Consider the following 22,137-nt stretch of genomic DNA (forward strand, 5'->3'; position numbering starts at 1 on the left):
GCCAACGCCGACACCAACACCAACGCCGACACCAACGCCGGAGCCGACACCAACGCCGACACCAACGCCAACGCCAACACCAACGCCAACACCAACACCAACACCAACGCCAACGCCGACACCAACACCAATGACGACACCAACGCCGGAGCCGGCACCAACGCCGACGCCGACGCCAACGCCGACGCCAACACCAACGCCGACGCCAACGCCGACACCAACGCCGACGCCGACACCAACACCAACGCCGACACCAACGCCGACATCAACGTCAACGCCAACACCAACGGCGACATCAACGTCGACGCCAACACCGACGGCGACATCAACGTCAACGCCAACACCAACGGCGACATCAACGTCGACGCCGACACCGACGGCGACATCAACGTCGACGCCAACACCAACGTCGACATCAACGTCGACGCCAACACCAACGGCGACATCAACGTCGACGCCAACACCAACGGCAAGCACGTCGCCGACGCCTAGCACGACACCGGCACCAAGTACAGCACCAACGCCAACTCCCACTACCTCGGTAGAATTTGTTCCTCCGGTAGTGGTACAGCCAACACCAACACCAATAACGATAATTGGCACAATTGTGGATAATGAGACGTTGATCAATGATGATCCTATACCTTTGGGTCCTGTAGCAACTGCCGTTCCTGTGAAGCCTGCAGCATCAATCAAGCCAACGCCGGCCCCTGCTCCAACCGCAAGTCCGGAACCGGATGAACAAGTCATTATTGATGACGAGGTTCCTTTGGGCACCGTGGATACGGTCGATAAGCTTCCGCAGACCGGGGAATCCAGCCCGGCCCCTTATTATATCGCCGGTTTAGCTATTGCCGGAGTGGGGCTGCTGCTCGGCAGAAAGGCAAGAATAAGCAAACGTAAACGCTAAGGGTTAGGCCAGATTCAGTAGATGAACCGTAAAATAGTAAAGCTGCTTCCTGGAGATTTAATCTCCCCGGAAGCAGCTTTTTTAACTGTTGAACTTGTTCAGCAACAACGGCAGAAATGCCGTTGTTGAAGCATGAACAGGTGGTTAGTTCAGCAACAACGGCAGAAATGCTGTTGTTGAAGCGCGAATGGGTAGTTAGTTCAGAAACAACAGCAGAAATGCTGTTGTTGAGGCGCGAATGGGTAGTTAGTTCAGAAACAACAGCAGAAATGCTGTTGTTGAGGCGCGAATGGGTAGTTAGTTCAGAAACAACAGCAGAAATGCCGTTGTTGAAGCGCCAACGGATGGTTAGTTCAGCAACAACAGCAGAAATGCCGTTGTGTAAGCACCGCCAGTCAATATCTTCCTTGGGACCCGCTAATGAAACCCACCATAGCTGCAGGATAGCTGGACCGAAATTTTCAGCTCATCCCAGTGCCATGTTATACTATGCACAAATCAGAGGTGTGCCAAGCCTCGCAGCGCCTGGGGCTTAATTTGTTCAAGGAAAGGTGACAGCGCCGATGTGGAGTGTAATCATACTTGCAGTTGTAATCATTATTGCCAGCGCCGTTATATATGCCGGATTCTTTTTCTATGGAGTCGCGGTCAAGCGGGCGCCCAAGGAGTTTATGAGCAAAACCCCTGATCTGAAGGTGGATCCGCCGGTTGCCGGGGCGTCCTGGGGAGAAGGGGCGGAATGGATTGCCCGCCACAGCTTCAGGAATATTGAGCTTACCTCAGACGAGGGCTTGAAGCTAAGAGGCTATTATCTGCCGTCAGATCGCGCTGCAGGGCGGACAGCGATTATTGCCCACGGCTATTCCGGGAAAGGCAAGGATATGGGGGCATACGCCAAAATCTATTATGAGAACCTGGGCTATAACGTGCTGATTCCCGATGCCAGGGGACATGGCGACAGCAAGGGCGATTATATTGGATTTGGCTGGCCGGAGCGCAAGGATTATTTGCGGTGGATCGGGCACATTGTGGCGGAGAGCGGACCGGAGGCACAGATTGTGCTGCATGGGGTATCCATGGGCGCAGCAACGGTGATGATGACAGCAGGTGAAAAGCTTCCGCCGCAGGTAAAAGCGATCGTCGCCGACTGTGGATATACCTCGGTAAAAGCGCAGCTATCCTACCAGCTATGGCGCATGTACCGTCTGCCCAGCTTTCCTTTTGTCCATAGCGCCAGCCTGGTTACCCGGCTCAAGGCGGGGTATTTCTTCGGGGAAGCTTCAGCGCTGAAGCAGGTGCGCAAAGCCAGTGTGCCAATCCTGTTCATCCATGGGGATGCTGACAAATTCGTGCCTTACGCTATGCTGGACAAGCTGTACAACGCATGCCGGGGGCCGAAGGATAAACTTGTAGTGCATGGGGCCGGTCACGGTCTTGCTTACGACACGAATAAGGCTGAGTATATCGGCAGAGTTAGTGATTTTGTGAGGCGTTATGTACAATGAGCTTGAAAAGATCCCCTTAAACGTAGACGCGCCCGATATCTGCAATAGAGCAGCTATCGGGCGCTAATATGTTCCACACATGGGGCCGTTCCTTGTTATTCAAGGAAGCGGCGAAGCCATGTCTTCTCGTATATTTAATCCCCCGCCGTCCGTGAGAAAAACGGGTGTCTTGGTTCCTTGTTATTTCCAGCAGCCGTGTGGCGAGAATAATCCTTCCAAAACGACAAAAGCCCTACCTCTCTTTTGTCCTTGCGGCTCCATGACCGCGCCAGTGTGAATCGGAAAACTATGTTCGAATTTAATCTCATAAAAAGGAAGAGTACTGCAAGAAAACGTAAGATTTTGTGTCCAAATTGCCGATACTAAATAAAAAGTAGTAACTGATCGGCCTGACATCTTCTTGATGGGATAAGTACACGAAAAAACAAATATTTTCTATAATACCACGAAGCTTTTGAAAATGCAAATATATAACAAGCTGGGCCAGGGAAATCGCTTACGAAATGAACCGCGAGATTGGCTGAAGTGGAAAAAGGAAACCTAATTTGCGAATCTCACCGATTTTTTGGTGATTAGATGGAGAAAGTAGACTTAATTCTCTCCATTTCCATCCATTCAGTGATTTTAGAAGGAAATAAGTGGAGTTTTTCCCTTTTACCATCCGGGGGGAGGTCACTCAGCGGAATGAAGTGGAGAAATTCCATCTCAGGTATTTATTCCTGGAATTTTGAAGGCAAGGGTTTAAAAAAATCCGTAAGCGATTGCCCTGCAAGCTAGGCGGCAAGGCTGGAAACGGGGGACTGATGGATTTATTCGCAGCTTTTTTGAAAAAGCAGATTCGTAATTACATGTTCGGCTCCGTTGTTGCTGTGCTCGCGGTGGGAAGTCTTGTCCTGCTCTCCTCACTGCAAATAAGCAAAGTAGAGTATCTAAGGCTGTCGATAGTGCTGCTGATTTCCTTCATAATTATGGTCATTACGGAGATCAGTATTTTTATCAGGCAAATGAGGCCGCTCCGCGCGGCGCTTAACGAGCAGAAGCCGACACTGGCTGAGCTGGAAGAGGCGTACTTGCATACGCACCGGCTGCCGAAGATTGCGATTCAGCGGATACTGGGGCCTCATTTGCTGGGACTTTCTCTGCCTGCCTTACTTATGACCGCGTGGCTGATCTGGACTGGACTCGTCAGTTTTCCTTATTTCTATCTATTGATTGCGGTTGTCGGGGCCATTCTGGTGGCCTGCATGCATGCGCTGATTGAATTTTTTCTGACCTGCTCGGCCATCATTCCGCTGATCAAGGAATTTAGAAATCGGGCTTTGGAAATGTACGGTGTAGATTTTTCGCTGGAGGGGCATATTTTTGTATCTATCCGGCCCAAATTCCTGGTTAGCTGTATGCTGATCGGCACGTTTCCGCTTTTTCTTTTTATTATGGCAACACAAATCCGGCTGCTGACGCTGAAGAACGTGCCCGCTGAAGGCTTGAATGGCTATTGGGAATGGGCGGGGCTGGTCCTGGTGATCGGCATTCTGTTCTCTTCCGTAGCGGCCTGGCTTCTGACTGCCAGTGTACAGCATCCCATCAATGAACTGTACCAGGCAATGAGCAACGTCAAGGATGGGCGTCTGCTGCAGATGCAGGATGAATACTCCGACGAATTCTCCAAGCTTGTGGCCGGATTTAATATGATGGTCCGCGGGCTGCAGGCCCGGGAGCAGCAGAACAGGCAATTGCTCGACAGCTATTTCACTACGCTCGCCGTTGCGCTGGACGCCCGTGATCCGTATACTGCGGGGCACTCGCTGCGTGTGGCGGAATACTCGGTTATTATCGGACAACTAGCCGGCCTGACCGGACAGAAGCTGGATAATCTGCGCAAGTCGGCCCTGCTGCATGATATCGGCAAAATCGGTGTGCGGGACAGCGTCCTGTTCAAAGAAGAGAATTTGACCGATGAGGAATTCGACCAGATCAAAAGCCACCCGGTACTGGGCGAGAATATTCTGCGTCAAATCGAGCCAGTGGAGATCATGGCCCCTTACCTCGGAGGAGTGAGGTCGCATCATGAACGTTATGACGGCAAAGGATACCCTGACGGATTAGCGGGAAGGGCCATTCCTCTGTTCGGACGGATCATAGCGGTGGCGGATGCATATGATGCCATGACCTCAGACCGTCCCTACCGCAAAGGGATCAGCCATGAGCGGGCTCTGGATATTCTGGAACAGGGAAAAGGAACCCAGTGGGACCCCGAGTTTGCAGGCTTGTTCATCGCCTATTTCTGCAAGTGCGGAAAGCCCGGAAAATCCGCTGAATCCGGTTGTCCCGGCCGGGCGGGGTAATCGTCACTTGTGCGTTATAACACAGTTTTATCCTTATATTTCTTGCTGAAGCGGATGCTATCCATTTTATAGGAGGTATCCGCTTAGGCTTGCGTGCCTATTTTGTGAACTGCTCCCTAAAACCGACAATTAACGAGCACATTCATTGAAGGATTGAAGGCAGACCGTTATAATTAATAAGTCTGGATTTTAACTAAAAAATAAGGGAGATCATTATGAAACGCGCAGATGTGCTGCTGATTTCCATCGTGCTCATTGCCGCGCTCGCTTTTCTCGTACCGAGATGGTTATCGAACGATGCTGATAAAGCTGGGCCTGGCAAAAATCTTGTGGCCAATATAACGGTGGACGGCAAGCTGTATAAGACAGTGAAGCTTACAAAGGAAGAACAAACAATTGATATCCGCACGGAACGCGGCTATAACATTCTGAAGGTGCATGATTACGGGATTGAAATGTATGATGCGGACTGCCCCGACAAGGTATGCCTTGGTTTCGGCATGATCAACCGTCCCAAACAGACCATCGTATGTCTGCCGCACAGGGTGCTAGTGGAGGTTGCCGGCGAGTCGGGGGAGGATGGTATAGATGCCTATGTCCAGTAGTGAATCGGCAAAGGCTTTGAAACGAACGGTGATTGTGGCGATTTTTGCCGCAGTGGCTGTAGTGCTGAGTATTCTGGAGGCCCAGATCCCGCTGGTTGGCGTCGGGCTGATGCCGGGTGCCAAGCTGGGTTTTGCCAACATTATGATTCTGACTTGTATTTTCTTTTTACGCGGACGTGACGCTTTTGTACTGGTGATCCTGAAGACTTTGCTTACCGCATTCCTGCTGGGGACTTTCTCAAGCCTGCTGTTCAGCCTGTTTGGCTCGCTCTTCAGCTTTGTGGTCATGTTCCTGCTGGTGAAATGGGGCGGCAAAAAATTCAGCGTAATCGGAATTAGTATCGCCGGGGGACTGGCCCACAATACCGGACAATTGCTTGCCGCTGCGATAGTGTTCAAATCCATGAGTATTTTCTACTATCTGCCGATCCTGCTTATTACCGGGATTGTGACGGGGATTGCCGTCGGGTTCGCAGTCCGTTATCTGGTGGCGTCGCTGTCCAAAATATCGCTGTTTGAAGAGTTTTTGGGCTGACCGTTCACATCAGCGGAAGGATGACTAACATGAGTGAAACAAATAAAGAGATAGAAGACGGGGCACCGCAGGCTGTTATTGCTCTCGATGGGGTTTCGTTCGGCTATGATCCGGAGTATCCCATTCTTCATAATATTACGCTGTCCATCCCGAAGGGACAATGGGTAAGTGTAGTCGGCCCGAACGGCTGCGGCAAGTCTACGCTGGTGAAGCTGATGAATGCCTTGCTGCCCAAAAGTGCCGGAGATATCGTCGTTTGCGGCCATATACTTAATGAAGAAAACATTGGGATGATCCGGCAATGCATCGGCATGGTGTTCCAGAATCCCGACAATCAGTTCATCGGAGCTACGGTTGAGGAAGATATCTTATTTGGCCTGGAGGGGCTATGTTTGCCATACGCGGAGATGGAAAGCAGGCTCAGAACCTATTCCGAGAAGCTGGGCATCAGCCATCTGCTGTCCAAGCATCCCGGCGAGCTGTCGGGCGGACAGAAGCAGCGGGTCTCCATCGCCTCCATTCTTGCCATGAAGCCAGGCATCGTCATCTTTGACGAGGCCTCTTCCATGTTGGACGAGGGAAGTCGCGATGAGCTGCTTGGCATTCTTCAGGATATGCGTGAGGAAGGGCAGTACACGATCCTGATGATCACACATGATGCGGACGAAATTCTGGCGTCGGATCGTGTGCTTGCCCTGCATGACGGCGGCCTAGCGGCTGATATTACTCCGGGCGAGCTGTTTCGAAATGAAGAGCTTCTGGAGAAGTGCCACCTGCGGGAGCCTTATCCTTGGCGGCTTGCCCGTGAATTGCAGAGCCTGGGAATCAGGGTGGATGTTCCCGCCAGTGAAAAGGAGCTTATAGATACATTATGGCCATTCAACTAGACCAAGTAAGCTATACCTACGCTGACAAAAGCCTGTGGAGGCAGACAGCGCTACACGATATTACCTTAGGCATCCCCAAGGGCTCGCTGACCGGGATTGCCGGGGCGACAGGCTCCGGCAAGTCTACGCTGCTGCAACTATTTAACGGAATTCTGAAGCCGACCGAGGGTGCGGTGAACGTGCTGGATGTTATCATTCGCGCCGGGGAGAAGTCGCCGAAGCTGCTGCCGCTGCGCCGCCGGGTCGGGCTGGTCTTTCAGTTCCCTGAGCAGCAGATGTTCGAGGATACCGTGGAGAAGGATTTATGCTTCGGACCGCTGAATTTCGGTATGAGCCTGGAAGAAGCCAAGGAGCGGGCGCGTAAGGCTCTGCTCGATATGGGGCTGGACCTCGCCCTGCTGGACCGCAATCCGTTCCGCTTGAGCGGAGGACAGATGCGCAAAGCGGCCATCGCCTCTGTGCTGGCTATGGACCCGGACATCGTCGTGCTGGACGAGCCGACGGCAACGCTGGACCCTGTCAGCCGCGCGGAGCTGATTGCGCAGCTGGAGCGGCTCTGCCGTGAGCAGGGCCGGACGATCATCATCGTCACCCACCGGATGGATGAGCTGCTGCCCTATGCCGACCGCTGGGTTCTGCTGAAGGAGGGCCAGATTGCCTTTCAGGGCAGCGGCGGGGAGCTTGCTGCAGACCCGGCCATTCTGGAAGGCTGCGGACTTACGGTGCCTCATTCGCTCCGCTACTGGCGGGCGGTTGCTGACCGCTTCGGTCTGCATGGCGAGAAGCCCAGGCTCACTGCGGAGAGCCTCGCGGAGCTGATCTCCGGCTTATCGCCGGCTGCGGCAGGGCACTCCGGTGAGCACGAAGAAAAGAGGGATGCCCATGAATGAGCGGCTGCTGCTGGGACGCAGCATTGAGACCGGCTCGTGGGTGCATAAGCTCGATGCCCGGTCCAAGCTAACAGGAATGATGCTGTATGTAGCCGTCATTCTGCTGTCGAACTCGTGGCCGGCGATGGCGCTGCTGGCTGTATTCTCAATCGCGGTTATGGCTTCGACACGCATACCGCTGAAATATTTCATCAAGGCGGCCAAGCCTTTGCGTTATATGATGCTGTTCATTTTCATAGTGCAGCTCCTGTCCGTCAAGGAAGGGGATGCACTATGGTCTGTCGGCTCATTCTCGCTGCATGAGGGCGGCCTGCGTCTGGCAACCTTTTCCGTCATTCGCATGCTGTTCCTGATTACGTTCACGGCACTGCTTACCTTCACGACCACTCCGGGCAAGCTGAATCAAGGTCTGGAGGGCATTCTGTCCCCGTTCAAGCGCCTTGGGCTGTCGCCGGACCGGATTACGTTGATGATCAGCATTGCCTTGCGTTTCATCCCGACGATTCTCGATGAAGCGCAGATTATCATGAAAGCCCAGGCCTCCCGGGGAGCGGACCTGAAGGAGCTGCCGCTGAAGGAGAAGACGCGGATGCTCGTTTCCCTGCTTGTTCCGGTGATCGCGAGCGCATTCCGGCGTGCCCAGGACCTGATTTACTCGATGGAAGCCAGAGGCTTCCGCATGGATGCCCCGCGCAGCCGCTATCACCGTCCAAGGTGGGGCGGGGCCGATACAGTTTTTGTAGCGATGTTTGTCATCATGGGAGTTGTAGTGGCGTTATTGTAAAATTTTAGGGGGAACTGACAATGGCAAGATATTTTAACGGTAAGGAAATCGAGCTTCTGGCGCCTGCCGGAACGTTTGATATTTTTAAAGAGGTGATTCAGTCCGCTTGTGACGCTGTTTATTTTGGCGGTCCGGTACTGAATATGAGAATGATGCGCAAGGGCTATAATCTGTCACATGAAGAAATTATCGAGGCAATTGATATCGCCCATAGCTTGGATAAAAAAGTATATATCACTGTAAACAACCTTTTCAGCGAGGAAGATGTGGAAGAAGCCAGAGAGTACCTGCGTTTTCTCGATGGTGCCCGTCCCGATGCGCTGATTGTTCAGGATATGGCTGTGCTGGAGCTAATCCGCGAAATGGGGCTTACCCTTCACGTTCACGCTTCGGTCATGATGAATGTGCATAATCTGGAGATGATCTACGCGCTGCGCGATTTCGGAGTTACCCGTGTGGTGACCTCGCGGGAGATGGATCTGCAGACGGCAAAGCTGCTGGGGCAAAGGAGCGGTATGGAGCTGGAATACTTCATTCATGGCGACATGTGCTCCGTGCACGGGGCGAACTGCTATTTCAGCTCCCAGGTATTTGGCATGAGCAGCAACCGGGGCAAATGCATGAAGCCTTGCCGCTGGGATTACCGGATTAAACGGGACGGCTATGTTTTCCCTGCGGAGTATCCGCTCGCCGTAAAGGATATGTTCATGTACGAGCATCTTCCTGAGCTGATCGAGTCAGGCATCACTTCTTTCAAAATCGAAGGCCGGATGCGCGACAAGGAATTCATGGTCTCCCTGGTCAACAGCTATGGCGCAGCCCTTGACCGTTATATTGATGATCCGCTGGGTTTTGACCGGACGGTGGACTCCAAAGAGCTGTACAAAAACCGCAAACGTGATTTTTCCACCGCATATGCTTTTGGCAAACCGGGTCTGTCGAACATCAACCGCCGGTATGAGGGCACAGGCAAGTTCTACAGCACAGGCAAAGTATTCAGTACGCCAACTGCAGAACGTGAATTGTCCGAGAAACGTGTGCTGGAGCTGCGTGAACGCCTGGCAGAAGCAAAACGTGCGCCGAAGGGCAAGCCGGAGCTGGCAGTCCGGGTCAATAATATGGAACAAGCCCGGTTAGTGCTGGAGATGGGCGTAGAGAGCCTGTACCTGCCAGGAGATGTATTTGAGCCGGACCGTCCGTTCACGAAGCAGGACATTAAGGAGCTTGGAGCGATTAAGGGGCAAACGAAGCTGTACCTCGGCATGCCGCGGATGATGACGGAGCTGCATTTTGACCAGTATGATCATCTGCTGAATGGGGAGCGCCTGCCGATTGACGGGCTGATGATTACCAACCTGGGAGCCATTCGCCGCTATAGAGGAACAGGATATCCGATGATCGGCGATGTCAACCTGAATGTGTACAACCACCTTGCTGCCGGGCTATATGCCGGACTCGGGCTGGAGAAGCTTACGGTATCGCCTGAGATGACGATGGAGCATTTTGCCACCTTCACCTCACGCTGTGAGCTGCCGCTGGAAGTCGTCGTTCATGGTACACCGGCACTGATGTATATGGAGCATGATCTCTATGAAAATACCGAGGTTATGGAACCTATTGGCGAAGAGGATAATCTGTATGTCAACAACAGCGTACTGGTGCTCAAAACCGATAAAGGCGAAAATCCTGTCTACCGTGACCAATTTGGCCGCTGCCACCTGCTGTTCTCCAAAGAGCTTTGTTACCTGCCTATGCTGAATGAAATGAGCGGACTGGGAATTTCCAGCTTCCGGATCGAAGGTGCGACTTACAGCACAGAAGAGCTGCGTACTATCATTGCTGCGTATCAGGCTGCAATTAACGGTTTGAGTGGGCAAGAGGATCTGCTGGGCGGACTGAAGCCTGTGTATGCCGGTTATACCTTAGGTTCTTTGCAGTTCAATTAATATATTTAAATTTTAAAAGATTAGGTTAACGCGTATAATAATAGTAAGTGGTATAGTGATAAGTTATTATTTTCACAAAGAAATAGGCTGAAAGAGAGGGAACCCATCATGAAGCAACAAAAAACCATCGGGAGAGCAGCGGTTGCCGCCAAAAGAAAACAATACTTCTATCCGTGTACAGCGCACTTTTATCGTGATGCACCGCAATTGGTGCGCGGAAGCATGCAATTTGTCTATGATGAAAATGGCAAGCAGTATACCGACTTTTTCGCCGGAGTGTCCGTCGTTGCCTGCGGCCATTGCAATCCGGCCATTACGGCGCGCACGATCGAGCAGCTTCAGCAGCTCCAGCATACCTCGACGATATATCTCACGCAGCCAAACGTGGATCTGGCGGAGCGGCTGGAGGAGGTGCTGCCTGGGAAGCTGCGCCGGAGCTTCTTCGTCAACAGCGGCTCTGAGGCCAATGAGGGAGCGCTGCTGCTGGCCAGAATGCATACCGGACGCAAGGGTTTTATTGCGCTGGAGAGCGGCCTGCATGGCCGGACCAATCTGACGATGAGTGTAACCGGACTGCAAATGTGGAGAACGGACAACTATCTGGATGAGGATGTAACCTTCATTGAACGTCCTTATCATCCTGAGCTGACCCTGGAAGAAGCTGCTGCGGTTTCTCTAAAGAGCTTGAAGCGGGTGCTGGAGGAGAAGGGTGACACTATCGCAGCAATGATCGTAGAGCCGATTCAGGGGAATGGGGGCATGATTATGCCTGCCCTCACCTATTTCCGTGAAGTCAAAGCGCTGCTGGACCAATACGGCGTGCTGCTGATCGCTGACGAGATTCAGACCGGCTACGGACGCACGGGAGCAATGTTTGCCATGGAGCATTTTGGCGTTGTGCCGGATATTATCAGCATGGCCAAAGCGCTGGGCAACGGGGTTCCGGTAGCCGCTTTTGCGACCACAGATGAAATTGCGGCCTCACTCAACCGTCCTTCGGCTTCGACCTTTGGGGGCAACCCCGTATCGGCGGCAACGGCGCTGGCTGTGCTGGATTATATCCGTGATGAAAAGCTGCCGGAGCGTGCGGCCGAGCTTGGAGCACGGCTGAAGAATGGGCTGCTGTCGCTTCAGCAGCAGTTCCCGGGGATGATTGCCGATGTGCGCGGAACCGGGCTGATGCTGGGAGCGGAGCTGACAGGTGTGGATGCTGCTGAGCTGACCGATGCCGTGCTTGAAGAAATGAAGGACCGGGGGTATATCATCGGTAAAAATGGCGTGGGCCGCAATGTGCTGGCCTTTCAGCCGCCGCTGGTCGTTACAGCCGAGGATATTGACGGCATGATTGCAGTGCTCCATGAGGTGCTGCAGCAAGCTGCAAGTGAAAAGGAAGAATAATATGGCGATATTGAATGCTGTCAAAACCTCTGCGCTCAAGCTGAAAATGTTCAGTGAGCTGGTGATGTTCTCCCACACCCTGTTTTCCCTGCCTTTTGCCATCATCTCGATGGTATGGGCAGCGGGCGGGTGGCCTTCCGGCCATATGATGCTGTGGGGGCTGATTGCGCTGATTGGCGCGCGTAATGGAGCGAATGCTTTTAATCGTCTGGTCGACCGGACCTTTGACGGCAAAAATCCGCGCACAGCACACCGTCACCTGCCGCAGCGGCTGCTTGTGGAGAAAGAAGTCATCCTGTTTATCATCATCAACTATGCGCTGTTTATCGTCGCTTCCGGCATGCTTAATTTGCTCTGTCTGCTGCTGTCTCCTGTGGCGATTGTCCTGATTTCCAGCTACTCTTATACGAAGCGGTTTACCTTTCTCAGCCATCTGTATCTGGGCTTCGTCATTGCCTCGGCGCCGATTGGCGCCTGGTTTGCCGTGACGGGAAACATTGCGTTCACACCGTTTGTTATTGGTACGGTTGTTATGCTCTGGATTGCCGGCTTTGATATTATTTACGGCACCCAGGATATCGACTTTGACCGGCGGAACGGCCTCTGGTCGATTCCGAGCTTCTTCGGGCTGGAGAACGCCCTGCGAATCTCCAAAGGGCTGCATTTCATTATGATCATGCTGCTGCTGTTCCTGTACTTCTGGCGCGATCTAGGCTGGATGTACCTGGTGGGCATTGCCATTGCCACGGTGCTCCTGATGACGGAGCACAAGATCATCAAGCCCCATAATCGGCGGATGATGAAGGTGGCCTCTTATAATTTGAATCAGGTGATCAGTATGGTGATATTGCTGTGCACGCTGATTGATTATTTTATTGTTAGCTAGGTTGTGCGGGGGCGGTTAGGAGAGGCTCCACTCCGGTGAATGTTTGGACTTCCGGCCGCTGTTATGTTTGGATTTCCTGATTTGAACCGCTGGTCGCGGTAGAAATCCAAACATAAAGGCGGACGCTACCGCTCCTACAGTTCCAAAATTCCCCTCCGTTCCGTCCTAACCTGCCTAGCTAACAACAAAAAGACAACATGCCTGCCCAGCTGGGCGGGGCAGGAGGCGTGGAAAGCTGGCTTCGCGGCTTTCCTGGCGGGGAGTGCTTCAAAGCGAAAAAGCGAAAAACCAAAAAGCAAAACAAGCAAATACCATAGCTAAACTCACTCACGGGCGCTTTGCTGCGTTCGGTAGTTTAGCACCGGTAATTTACTTAAAGACGCAAAAAAGCTCCTGAATGGGAGCTTTTTTGCGTCTTATCGCGTTATCAAGGGTAACGCGGAGGCTAACAAAATATAAGAGAAATGAAAGGTCCATTGGATCTGCTGCAAAGTGGAATTTGTCCACTAATTTCCTCAAATGCCTGCCACAGCGGACTTTAGTGGGAATTCGTCCACTTAATTCAGTGGAATTCGGCGTTTGGCGGCCGTTTTGACTGAATTAGTTGTACTTTTTCCAACTTAAGCTGTAATAGGAGGGCGAAGACAAAAATTAGTTATACTTTTTCCACTCGGTCGGCAGACGGTAGGCCGATAACAGGTCCGTTAGTCGATTGTCGACGGCAGGCTGTTGAGAGGCCTACTAATTGGTCGGTGACGGCAGGCTGCTGAGAGGCCTGCTAGTCGGTCGGCGACGGTAGACTGTTGAGAGGCCTGCTAGTTGGTCGGCAGACGGTAGCCGCTGATAGTCCCGCTAGTCGGTAGGCAAGTTAGACGGTTGACGGACCAGCAGCTGGTTATCTCCGGCTGCGCTCAATAGGTACAATCCCCGCAGTTAGAACAGCCCTACCGGTCACGCCCGGCGAAATACTGCAGCAGTGTCTCCAGGTCGGTATGTGCCGGGTAGCTGGACAACTGCTCAATAATGCCGGCTGCCTGGTCGAGATAGTCCTGGCTGACGCTTTCGGTACGGGTCAGAGCATCGCTGCGGTTGATCAGACTCAGTACATGGGCAACCTCTTCATCGGAGGAGGAGGGACCGATTGTGCGGATGGCTGGAGCCAGCTCGGGGTCCTGCAGGGCAAACAGAACAGGGAGTGTAACCTGGCCATGACGCAGGTCGCTGCCGGCGGGCTTACCGAGCACATCGGCAGACTGGGTGAAGTCCAGGAGATCATCCTGGATCTGAAAGGACATACCAAGCGCCTCACCAAAAGCATAAAGCAGATTAGCAGTTTCCTCTGTGCTTTCGGTGGAAAGTGCGCCTACCCGCAGGCAGGTGGCCATCAGCATTGCTGTTTTGTTGCGTGATTTCTCCAGATATTGCTCAAATGAAAGGTTGTAGTCGTAGGCATGCTCCATTTGCTGGTATTCACCAAGACATAGCTGGGCGGTAGCTACAGAGGATAAATCGTGAACGTAGCGGTTTTTATCTCCGGTGTATTTACTGAGCAGCTCAATGATACGGGCAGACATATAGTTGCCGATATGTACAGCCGATAAGACGCCGGTCTTGGTGTGCAAGGCCGGAGCGCCCCGACGCAGCTCGGCATCGTCAATAATATCATCATGAATTAATGAGGCCACATGAATAAATTCAGCAGCAGCGGACAATTGCAGAGTTCGGCGGCTTGAGGGCTTGCGCCCGAAACGGCTGCCAACGATGACCATGAGCGGACGGAGACGTTTGCCGCCGGAGCCGGTCAATTCCAGAATACTCTGCGCGAGCTGCGACTTTTTGGGTACGTCCTTATCACGGGCCACAAGATTTTGAATTTCAAGGTTAATTTCATTCAGGTCTATATTCAAGGCTTCATGGAGCTTCATTGTATGGTTCCCACCTGTCAAATGGCTTTGCTTGTGCGGCTTCGCTGCCTGCGCTCTTGAATCAGGAACTGTTCAATCCCAGCCGCCGGGTTTTGTTCCGAGAAGTCTCCATTTGACCGCGCGATTTGCAATTTTTTAATTGAGGGTGCCAAATAGGCAACCAGGTCCAGCTCACGGCATTTCACCGCAAACTGCAGATAAAAGCTATATAAATAATCTCCATCCAAAATGTTACGGGTCAGGTCAGGATGATGTGGGACACATTCCATATGGCGTCCAGCCGCCACGGTAAGAATGGTATAAATACCAAGCAAATGGATTTTGCGTTCATATTCCAGATCATGGCGTTCCAGTACCGGGAGCAATTGCTCACATTCTGCCGGAGAGAGATGCAACTGAATTCCGGCGATGGGTGACATTTCAGCCTCAAGCCGCCGGAAGGTATCTTCAATGAGTTTTCTGTTCACAAGATTCTCTCCTTCTTGTCGGTTTTGCCGGAAGAAACCATAGTCTTGATTATCCCTACAAAACCATTATTCAAAACAAAACGCAGCTAAATCACCTTGGTAAACAAGGAGAGTAATGTGTCCTAGGGACACATTACTCTTAAGAATAACATATTCAGTTGCAGCAACATAAAAAACACATAAGTCACTGCTATTATAAATTATATGGTGTACAGACTGTGAATCGCTGAATCGTCAGTCGGTGAATAGATACCATCGACGCACGAGCGGGATTCGTTTCCACTGCTTTTTGAGCCAAGGAAGAACGTAGTAGTCGAGACCGAATACGCTGCCCGATCCGCCGATGCAGGCGATAGCCGCCCCAACGTACCAGAGCATTTCGGTAGCTGCCATCTTGGTCGACCAGATCATCACGGCCATAGCTATGGTCGCTAGGGAAGAAAGTGCTGTGAACAGACCTACGATAAGCATAACACCAAAGACGATTTCGGCACAGACCATACCGATTTGGAACCATTTTGCCAGGAAGGTATAACTTCCGTCGTTGTTGTAGAACATCAAATCCATGAACCAGTTCGTAATGTCATAGACAAAGCCTGGAACCGGCAAAGCCGATACGGCTTCTTTGGCAGTGGAAACCGCCGAAGCTGCGGACTGTGCATCTACCGTTGTTTTAACGGCATCCACGGCAACACTGGCTGACGAAGCAGCATCTGTTGCAAATGGAGCAGCAGGGATCAGGAAGATTTTATTTGGATCAACCCAGATCTTTCTCAGCTTATCTATACCTTCATATAACCACATACCACCGAGAAGCATACGGAGCGGTACCAGCCAGAAGTTCGGCGAGCGTTTGGAGAAGTAGCCGCCCACAAAGCTCTTGCGGTTCTCTACATGGAAGAACTCGTGCATCATATAAGTCCATACTTTGTTGAAGCCAGCTACCTGTGACAGGTAGAACATATTGATAAAATGCTTGGACAGCATAGCCAGGAATCCGGTAAGCATAAAGAGCTTGCCTGGAAGACCTACGTTGGCAACGCCATAACGGCTGCCGATGGAGACCATCGTACCGTGGAAGCCTGGTTTGTAGGCTTTTTTGGCAGTACCGCTGATATCTGCGGCGATGTTGTTCGCAATGACTGGAGCGGCCTGTTCAGCATTTTCAACCATCTGCGGAACCGGACGGGTCTCGCCTTCAGGAATATAGAAGATGTTGTCCCCAACAACGTATACGTTCTTATGGTCAACACTTTCCAGATGCTCATCTGTAACAATCCGTTTGCGTCCTTGCTGTTGTACTTCAAGGCCGCCGACAAGTTCGGAGCCTTCGACACCGGCGGTCCAGACAATAGTCTTGGCATCGACGATGTTCTTCTCGCCGAGAGCTACGCTGCCATCGCCAACTTCGGTGATCTTGGCACCGGTCACGATTTCTACCTTCAGCTTGCGCAGACGGGCTTCAGCCTTCTGAATCAGCTTATCCGGGAGGATTGGCAGAATCTTCGGAGCCATATCGGCCACGATCAGGCGAACCTCGGACGGATCAATGAAGAATTCTCTGCACAGCTCGTCGCGTTGCTCGGCCATTTCCCCAACCAGCTCGACGCCTGTGAAGCCGGCACCGATGATGACGAAGGTCAGCATTGCGCGGCGTACAGCAGGATTCTTTTCTTTGGCCGCTTGAGTATACATGTCGCGGATTTGGCGTTTGAGTGCAACCGCGTCGTCGTAGGACCAGAAGGAGAAGGTATTCTCTTCAGCTCCCGGAATTCCGAAGAACGTTGGTTTGCTGCCTGTGCCGATTACCAGGTAATCGTAAGCATAAGTGGCTTTGTCAGATTTCAGCTTCTTACCTTTAAAATCAATGTTGCTGATTTCATCCAGAACAACATCCACTTTGAGACCTGCAAAAATTTTCTTCAAATCAACTTTGATTGAATCCTCAGGCGCACGGTTCGCTGAAACCTCATGCAGCTCAGTCAAAAGAGTGTGATAAGGATTACGGTCGATCAGTTTAATTTCTACATCTTTGTTGTTCTTATACTTCTTTGCCAGTTTCTTAGCCGTGAGTACGCCGCCGTAGCCGCCACCCAAAATGACTATTTTCTTCAAGAGAAACTCACCTCATTCGTCTGATTAGCTGCAAAAGGATAGCGAATGTTATTTCGCGCCTTCGAGGGCTTTTTCTGCCAGTGAAAAGTATTCGCCAACGTGGATGGATACGCCGGAAATAGCGTCAGTTTTACCTTCTTTATCCAGAGTTGGAGCGGCACCTTTGTTGTCAAGGAAGTATTTCTCGGCAAGTGCGATTTCTTCGTGCCATTCAGCAGAAGCTCCGCCGGCTTTCATGCCGTATTTGCCATCTATGGAGTATTGTTTCTTGTCGTCGCCGGCAGCATTCACGCCGCTGAAGTTAGCAGCTACGATATTACCGCCCGCAACAGTCAGAGCAACAGTGGATTTCCAGCCGGATTCTTTGTCCATTTCGCCTTCAGCAGTGTATCCGCCATCCTTGTAAGGACCAGCTTGTACAGGGCCTGCTGCCAGAGCGGCTTGAGTTGCAGTAACGAAATCACTAACGCCTACGGAAACACCGGAGATGGCATCAGTTTTGCCTTCGCCATTTACTACAACTGCTGCAGGATCTTGTTTTTCAACCAAAAAGGCTTCAGCTTTAGCAGCTTGCTCATGCCATTCGGCTTGGCCGCCACCTTTGGATACCAGACCGTATTTACCGTCTTCAGAAACTTTTTTCTTCAGGTCGCCAGCGCTTTTAACGTTGAAAGCATCCCAATCCGCTTTAGTGATTTTTCCGCCTTCAACAGTCAGGATCACGAAGGATTCCCAGCCGGTTTTTTCATCAGCAGGAGCTGTGCCGTAATATGTTCCGTCTTGATACTTGCCTGCTTCAGCAGTGCCGGAGTTGCTTGCAGGTGCAGTAGTTGCGGCAGGTGCTGCGGATTCAGCAGGGGCATTGGTTGCAGCAGCATTGTTAGAATTGTTGTTGCCGCATCCAGCGAGCAACGTACCGAGTACCAGAGCGCTCGACAAGATTACAGAAGCTTTTTTCATTTTAGGTTGACCTCCAAAAAAATAGTTTAAAATATATATATTAAAATGTAAAACATTTTAATAGTAATTGGAAGTGATAAAAATCACTTTATAAATGACATATATCACTTTTGAATCCGACTAAAGACCCTTTTTGTAGCAGCTACATGACATATATCGGCCAGTGATAAGAAAAAATTTAATAAATCCGTTTCTTCTTCGATGGCATTCTAGCACAAGTGGGACAATAGTCATGTGAAAATAATCACTTATCCATGAAGAATTTTATTAACACTTGAATTATATCAAATTTTAAAATATTTGGATATATATTTAGAAGATATTTAGAAGACTATTATGTGACAAAAAATGACTTTGTCCTTATGAAATCAGTTCGCATAATGCCGATTAGTCCTATTTCCGATATATAGCAAATAGGACTGTGATTCCATGAATTCATTCTACTGTTATGATACTATGAATAATGAGTGTTACAATTTTGTAATCTTTATCGGAGGAATGCTATGGAATATCTGAAGATTTTTCTTATGAATTCTGCCTTACTTATAACTGTCGCTTATCTGGCGAATTTAATATACAAATATACTCTTACGTATGCACCTGCACCGGTAAAAAAGGCGAGCTGGGTGCTGCTGGCAATCTTCGGCGGATGGATAAGTTCTTGTTTCGGATACAGGCTGGACGAGCATGTAATCTTTGATTTGCGTTTTGTGCCGCTAATTATCTCCACTCTAGCGCTCTCTCAGCCTTTTATTCTTATATTGATCGGAGTCGGCACAGGGCTGACCCGGCTTACCTTCGGGATCAACGAAGCGGCTGTTGCCGGAGTGCTTAATTTATCAATTCTGGGCTTTGTATGCGCCGGACTCAGCTTATGGATGCGCCGCTCGCCTGCTTCGGTAGTAAGCAAAGGGCTCGTTGTCATTCTGGTTGTGAATTTGATGAACGCGGTGAATATCCTTGTGTTTGGCGTGATACCTGATCAGGCTTACATAATGAAGATTCTGCCGACGACTCTCCCGTCAGGGGTGATTCTCAGCATATTGTTTGCGCTTATTATCCGTGATTTTCAACTGGACCTGCAGCGTAACGGACAGGTTGTCAGGGCGAATGAGCTGCTGTCCGCACAGGCGGAGGAGCTGCATAAGAATAAGATCGCACTTGAGGAGCGGGCGAAGCAGCTTATGCTGGCGTCCCATTTCAAATCAGAGTTCCTGGCCAATATGTCGCATGAGCTGAGAACGCCGCTGAACAGCATTATTAACTTATCCCAGATTATTGAAGAAAATGATGGCCTGAGCAGCGAGGAAACCACAGAGTATGGAGGCATAATCCACCGTTCGGGCAGCGATCTGCTGTCGCTGATTAATGATATTCTCGATCTGTCCAAGGTGGAGGCAGGCAAGCTGGATGTGGTTCATGAGGAGCTGAGTGTCAGCGAGATACCTGATCTGCTGGCACAGCAGTTCAATGTGGTAGCCAAACAGAAGGGGCTGGATTTCAGCATTGCGCTGGAGGACAATGTGCCTGAGATCATTCATTCCGATCCTCAGCGGGTGCAGCAAATTCTCCGCAATTTGCTCTCCAATGCCTTTAAATTTACTATGAACGGGTTTGTTTCATTAAATGTGCGCACTGCAGAGCGTAAAGAAGCCGAGGTTCTGCAGCGCTGGATTGTTTTTGACGTGCAGGATAGCGGCATCGGAATTGCCGCCGAGAAGCATGCGGTGATCTTTGAGTCCTTTCAGCAGGCGGACAGCACCATCAGCCGCAAGTACGGCGGGACGGGGCTTGGTCTGTCCATCAGCAATGATCTGGCCAAGCTGCTTGGCGGATTTATTACTTTATCCAGCGGGGAGGATCAGGGAAGCCTGTTTTCACTATATTTACCCCTGCAGGCATCCGGTCATGAGGCGGTGTGAAGCTCCAATTTTATTTGTGATTTTGGCGTATTGACAGGAGACTGCTGTCGGGTAGAATGAAGCCAAAGCCGCATCAAAGGAGATCTTATACCCCTATGAACATCATAAGAAACAGGCAGCGCGTTGCCCGTCCCAAGGCCGTCCGCAAAGCCTCGGTACATCGTAAGAATCTGGAGATTGCAACGTTTGAGGGGATCCCGTCAACGATATTTCAGGTGCTGCTTCAAGGGCAGTTTCTGACCGGCTTTCTGCTGTATTTAGGAGCCAGCTCCAGCCAGATCGGTTTTGTACTCGCGCTTACCACTCTGGTTAATGTAGCGCAAATTGGCGTAGCTTTTCTGATCCAGAAGCTGCCTAGCCGTAAATGGGCTATGGTAACGTTTATCGGCCTGCACAGGGTGCTGTGGAGCTCCACCGGGCTGATACCGTTTATTTTCCCGAAAGAGTACTGGGTCACCGCATTTATCGTTTTGTATACGATTGCTTTTATTGTCAATACGGCGGGTGGTATGCTGTGGAACTCAGTGATCAGCGACCTGGTTCCCGCGCGGGTGAGAGGCCGTTATTTTGGAATCCGCAATACACTCCTGAATGCTCTGGGATCTTTGGTCATGTATGGCGGCGGCGTTGTGCTTGACCGTTATCCCGGGGGACACGGGTTTTTGATTCTGTATATTGTAGTATGGATTTTCGCTTTATCGAATGTTGCCGTATTCTTCTTCTATCCGGATGTGCCCTTTGAGAAATCGGACGAGAAGGATTTTCTGCCAATGCTTAAGAAACCGCTTCACGACAAGCTGTTTATGAAGTCTACGCTGTTTCTGTCGGCCTGGCTGCTGCTGCAGAACTTGAGCGTACCGCTGTACTCTTATGTCATGCTGCAGCTCCTGCACATCAATTATGAGACGTTATCTCTGCTGAACGTGTCCCAGACAATCTTTATGATGTTAAGCTTCTATGTGTGGGGCAATCTGAACGCGAGATACAGCAATAAAAGACTGCTGCTCTGGACGCTGCCGATCATCGCCTTATCCTCGCTTTTCTGGGGATTGCTCTCCGTGCTGCCGATGCTGCCGGTTCTGTTTGCCGCTCATATTATTTTTGGCATGGGGGTTGGGGGCTTTAACCAGTTGGCCTTCAATTTCATTATTGGAGATACGCCGAAGAAGGAACGCCCGATGTACATGGCGATGTATGCGGCGCTGACGGGGCTTGCGGCATTTTTCGGCCCGCTTATCGGCGGGAAAATCTACGAATGGATTAAAGAGTGGCCGCACTGGACACAGGTGTATGGCATGCAGCTTGTCGTTGGGGTACTTATGCTTGCCTTGGCGCTGCTGCTGGGCCGCCGAATTCTCAGGGACGACTAATAAAAGGAGACAGGTCAATGACTAGAATCGCCGTAGTTCTAGGGGCAACAGGCCTGATAGGCCGTGCGCTGACGGAGGATCTGCTGAATGAAGGGGCGTGGGATGAGGTTCGTGTGCTGGTCCGCCGTCCGCTGAAGCTCCAGCATCCCAAGCTGAAGGAAATTATCATTGATTGGGAGCAGCTTGGGCAAAATAAGGAGCAGTTTGCAGGAGTCTCGGCCGTCTTTTGCTGTCTCGGGACAACGATCAAGAAAGCCGGCACACAGGCGCAATTCGAGCGCGTCGATCTGGAATATCCGCTTGCCGCTGCCGAGCTGGCCAAAGCCTGTGGTGTGAAGCAGTTTCTGGCAGTCTCTTCTATGGGAGCCAGCGCCAAATCACGTAACTTCTACTCCCGGACTAAAGGTAAGGTGGAGGAGGGGCTGATGGCTTCCGGCTTTCAGGGACTGCATCTGTTCCGCCCCTCCCTGCTGCTTGGCGAACGTGAGGAGCACAGGATGGGCGAACAGGCGGCTTCAGTGCTGATGAAGGCGCTGGATTTCGCCATGATCGGCAAAGCGGCCAAGTACCGGGCGGTTCCCGGTGCTACAGTGGCTAGAGCCATGATGAACATTGCTCTGGCTGAAACCCGTGGTGTGCATGTCTACACCAATGACGTTATCCATGTGATTGGAAGAAGCTGATGGC

General features: G+C 51.3%; 19 protein-coding genes. 15 read left to right on the forward strand and 4 right to left on the reverse strand.

The features are described 5' to 3' along the window. The 12 genes from AC0LWN_RS30270 to AC0LWN_RS30325 form a co-directional block, all read left to right on the forward strand. A partial coding sequence (locus tag AC0LWN_RS30270; RefSeq protein ID WP_474671946.1) for an LPXTG cell wall anchor domain-containing protein occupies positions 1–910 on the forward strand: 910 nt, incomplete at its 5' end. Positions 911–1,032: 122 nt separating this feature from the next. After that, complete coding sequence (locus AC0LWN_RS30275) at positions 1,033–1,446, forward strand: hypothetical protein (protein ID WP_474671948.1); 414 nt, start codon at positions 1,033–1,035, stop codon at positions 1,444–1,446. A 27-nt stretch (positions 1,447–1,473) separates the two neighbouring features. Next, positions 1,474–2,415, forward strand: coding sequence for an alpha/beta hydrolase (locus AC0LWN_RS30280; RefSeq protein ID WP_474671950.1), 942 nt, complete (start codon positions 1,474–1,476; stop codon positions 2,413–2,415). A gap of 803 nt (positions 2,416–3,218) precedes the next feature. Further along, positions 3,219–4,760: an HD domain-containing phosphohydrolase gene (locus AC0LWN_RS30285; RefSeq protein WP_474671952.1), complete on the forward strand. Its 1,542-nt coding sequence runs from the start codon at positions 3,219–3,221 to the stop codon at positions 4,758–4,760. Between the two features lie 215 nt (positions 4,761–4,975). Next, complete coding sequence (locus AC0LWN_RS30290; RefSeq protein WP_458965689.1) at positions 4,976–5,365, forward strand: NusG domain II-containing protein; 390 nt, start codon at positions 4,976–4,978, stop codon at positions 5,363–5,365. Then, the gene (locus AC0LWN_RS30295) at positions 5,349–5,900 is read left to right on the forward strand and encodes a Gx transporter family protein (protein WP_458965690.1); all 552 of its coding nucleotides are present in this window, start codon (positions 5,349–5,351) and stop codon (positions 5,898–5,900) included. The genes AC0LWN_RS30290 and AC0LWN_RS30295 overlap by 17 nt, the downstream gene beginning before the upstream one ends. Before the next feature lie 29 nt (positions 5,901–5,929). Further along, positions 5,930–6,787: an ATP-binding cassette domain-containing protein gene (locus AC0LWN_RS30300; protein ID WP_474671954.1), complete on the forward strand. Its 858-nt coding sequence runs from the start codon at positions 5,930–5,932 to the stop codon at positions 6,785–6,787. After that, complete coding sequence (locus AC0LWN_RS30305) at positions 6,772–7,677, forward strand: energy-coupling factor transporter ATPase (protein WP_474671956.1); 906 nt, start codon at positions 6,772–6,774, stop codon at positions 7,675–7,677. Before AC0LWN_RS30300 ends, AC0LWN_RS30305 begins: the two co-directional genes overlap by 16 nt. After that, complete coding sequence (locus tag AC0LWN_RS30310; RefSeq protein ID WP_474671958.1) at positions 7,670–8,461, forward strand: energy-coupling factor transporter transmembrane component T family protein; 792 nt, start codon at positions 7,670–7,672, stop codon at positions 8,459–8,461. The genes AC0LWN_RS30305 and AC0LWN_RS30310 overlap by 8 nt, the downstream gene beginning before the upstream one ends. Positions 8,462–8,481: 20 nt before the next feature. After that, positions 8,482–10,407: a peptidase U32 family protein gene (locus AC0LWN_RS30315; RefSeq protein ID WP_474671960.1), complete on the forward strand. Its 1,926-nt coding sequence runs from the start codon at positions 8,482–8,484 to the stop codon at positions 10,405–10,407. A gap of 108 nt (positions 10,408–10,515) precedes the next feature. Next, the gene (locus tag AC0LWN_RS30320) at positions 10,516–11,805 is read left to right on the forward strand and encodes an aspartate aminotransferase family protein (RefSeq protein WP_474671962.1); all 1,290 of its coding nucleotides are present in this window, start codon (positions 10,516–10,518) and stop codon (positions 11,803–11,805) included. 1 nt (position 11,806) lies between these two features. After that, on the forward strand, positions 11,807–12,691 hold the full coding sequence (locus tag AC0LWN_RS30325) for a UbiA-like polyprenyltransferase (RefSeq protein ID WP_474671964.1): 885 nt from the start codon (positions 11,807–11,809) through the stop codon (positions 12,689–12,691). Positions 12,692–13,635: 944 nt separating this feature from the next. Here the strand turns inward: AC0LWN_RS30325 and AC0LWN_RS30330 are convergent. The 4 genes from AC0LWN_RS30330 to AC0LWN_RS30345 form a co-directional block, all read right to left on the reverse strand. Further along, the gene (locus tag AC0LWN_RS30330; RefSeq protein ID WP_474671966.1) at positions 13,636–14,616 is read right to left on the reverse strand and encodes a polyprenyl synthetase family protein; all 981 of its coding nucleotides are present in this window, start codon (positions 14,614–14,616) and stop codon (positions 13,636–13,638) included. A 17-nt stretch (positions 14,617–14,633) separates the two neighbouring features. Further along, positions 14,634–15,083: a hypothetical protein gene (locus tag AC0LWN_RS30335; protein ID WP_474671968.1), complete on the reverse strand. Its 450-nt coding sequence runs from the start codon at positions 15,081–15,083 to the stop codon at positions 14,634–14,636. A 234-nt stretch (positions 15,084–15,317) separates the two neighbouring features. Next, positions 15,318–17,198 (reverse strand): FAD-dependent oxidoreductase, encoded by a 1,881-nt coding sequence (locus AC0LWN_RS30340; RefSeq protein WP_474671970.1) that lies wholly within the window; start codon positions 17,196–17,198, stop codon positions 15,318–15,320. A gap of 48 nt (positions 17,199–17,246) precedes the next feature. Then, positions 17,247–18,158, reverse strand: coding sequence for an FMN-binding protein (locus AC0LWN_RS30345; protein ID WP_474671972.1), 912 nt, complete (start codon positions 18,156–18,158; stop codon positions 17,247–17,249). 503 nt (positions 18,159–18,661) lie between these two features. Between AC0LWN_RS30345 and AC0LWN_RS30350 the strand changes: the two genes are divergently transcribed. From AC0LWN_RS30350 to AC0LWN_RS30360, 3 genes are all read left to right on the forward strand, one after another. Then, positions 18,662–20,080, forward strand: coding sequence for an ATP-binding protein (locus AC0LWN_RS30350; RefSeq protein ID WP_474671974.1), 1,419 nt, complete (start codon positions 18,662–18,664; stop codon positions 20,078–20,080). Between the two features lie 95 nt (positions 20,081–20,175). Continuing rightward, entirely contained in the window at positions 20,176–21,450 is a 1,275-nt protein-coding gene (locus AC0LWN_RS30355) for an MFS transporter (protein ID WP_474671976.1), read from the forward strand. Between the two features lie 17 nt (positions 21,451–21,467). Further along, on the forward strand, positions 21,468–22,133 hold the full coding sequence (locus AC0LWN_RS30360; RefSeq protein WP_474671978.1) for an oxidoreductase: 666 nt from the start codon (positions 21,468–21,470) through the stop codon (positions 22,131–22,133). Positions 22,134–22,137: the final 4 nt, after the last annotated feature.

The organism is Paenibacillus sp. sgz302115 (assembly GCF_056120445.1).

Bases quoted from the DNA above. Each gene is read 5' to 3' on its own strand.
- AC0LWN_RS30280 (WP_474671950.1), top strand. From the start codon at position 1,474: ATGTGGAGTGTAATCATACTTGCAGTTGTAATCATTATTGCCAGCGCC.
- AC0LWN_RS30285 (WP_474671952.1), top strand. From the start codon at position 3,219: ATGGATTTATTCGCAGCTTTTTTGAAAAAGCAGATTCGTAATTACATG.
- AC0LWN_RS30290 (WP_458965689.1), top strand. From the start codon at position 4,976: ATGAAACGCGCAGATGTGCTGCTGATTTCCATCGTGCTCATTGCCGCG.
- AC0LWN_RS30295 (WP_458965690.1), top strand. From the start codon at position 5,349: ATGCCTATGTCCAGTAGTGAATCGGCAAAGGCTTTGAAACGAACGGTG.
- AC0LWN_RS30300 (WP_474671954.1), top strand. From the start codon at position 5,930: ATGAGTGAAACAAATAAAGAGATAGAAGACGGGGCACCGCAGGCTGTT.
- AC0LWN_RS30305 (WP_474671956.1), top strand. From the start codon at position 6,772: ATGGCCATTCAACTAGACCAAGTAAGCTATACCTACGCTGACAAAAGC.
- AC0LWN_RS30310 (WP_474671958.1), top strand. From the start codon at position 7,670: ATGAATGAGCGGCTGCTGCTGGGACGCAGCATTGAGACCGGCTCGTGG.
- AC0LWN_RS30315 (WP_474671960.1), top strand. From the start codon at position 8,482: ATGGCAAGATATTTTAACGGTAAGGAAATCGAGCTTCTGGCGCCTGCC.
- AC0LWN_RS30320 (WP_474671962.1), top strand. From the start codon at position 10,516: ATGAAGCAACAAAAAACCATCGGGAGAGCAGCGGTTGCCGCCAAAAGA.
- AC0LWN_RS30325 (WP_474671964.1), top strand. From the start codon at position 11,807: ATGGCGATATTGAATGCTGTCAAAACCTCTGCGCTCAAGCTGAAAATG.
- AC0LWN_RS30330 (WP_474671966.1), bottom strand. From the start codon at position 14,616: ATGAAGCTCCATGAAGCCTTGAATATAGACCTGAATGAAATTAACCTT.
- AC0LWN_RS30345 (WP_474671972.1), bottom strand. From the start codon at position 18,158: ATGAAAAAAGCTTCTGTAATCTTGTCGAGCGCTCTGGTACTCGGTACG.
- AC0LWN_RS30350 (WP_474671974.1), top strand. From the start codon at position 18,662: ATGGAATATCTGAAGATTTTTCTTATGAATTCTGCCTTACTTATAACT.
- AC0LWN_RS30355 (WP_474671976.1), top strand. From the start codon at position 20,176: ATGAACATCATAAGAAACAGGCAGCGCGTTGCCCGTCCCAAGGCCGTC.
- AC0LWN_RS30360 (WP_474671978.1), top strand. From the start codon at position 21,468: ATGACTAGAATCGCCGTAGTTCTAGGGGCAACAGGCCTGATAGGCCGT.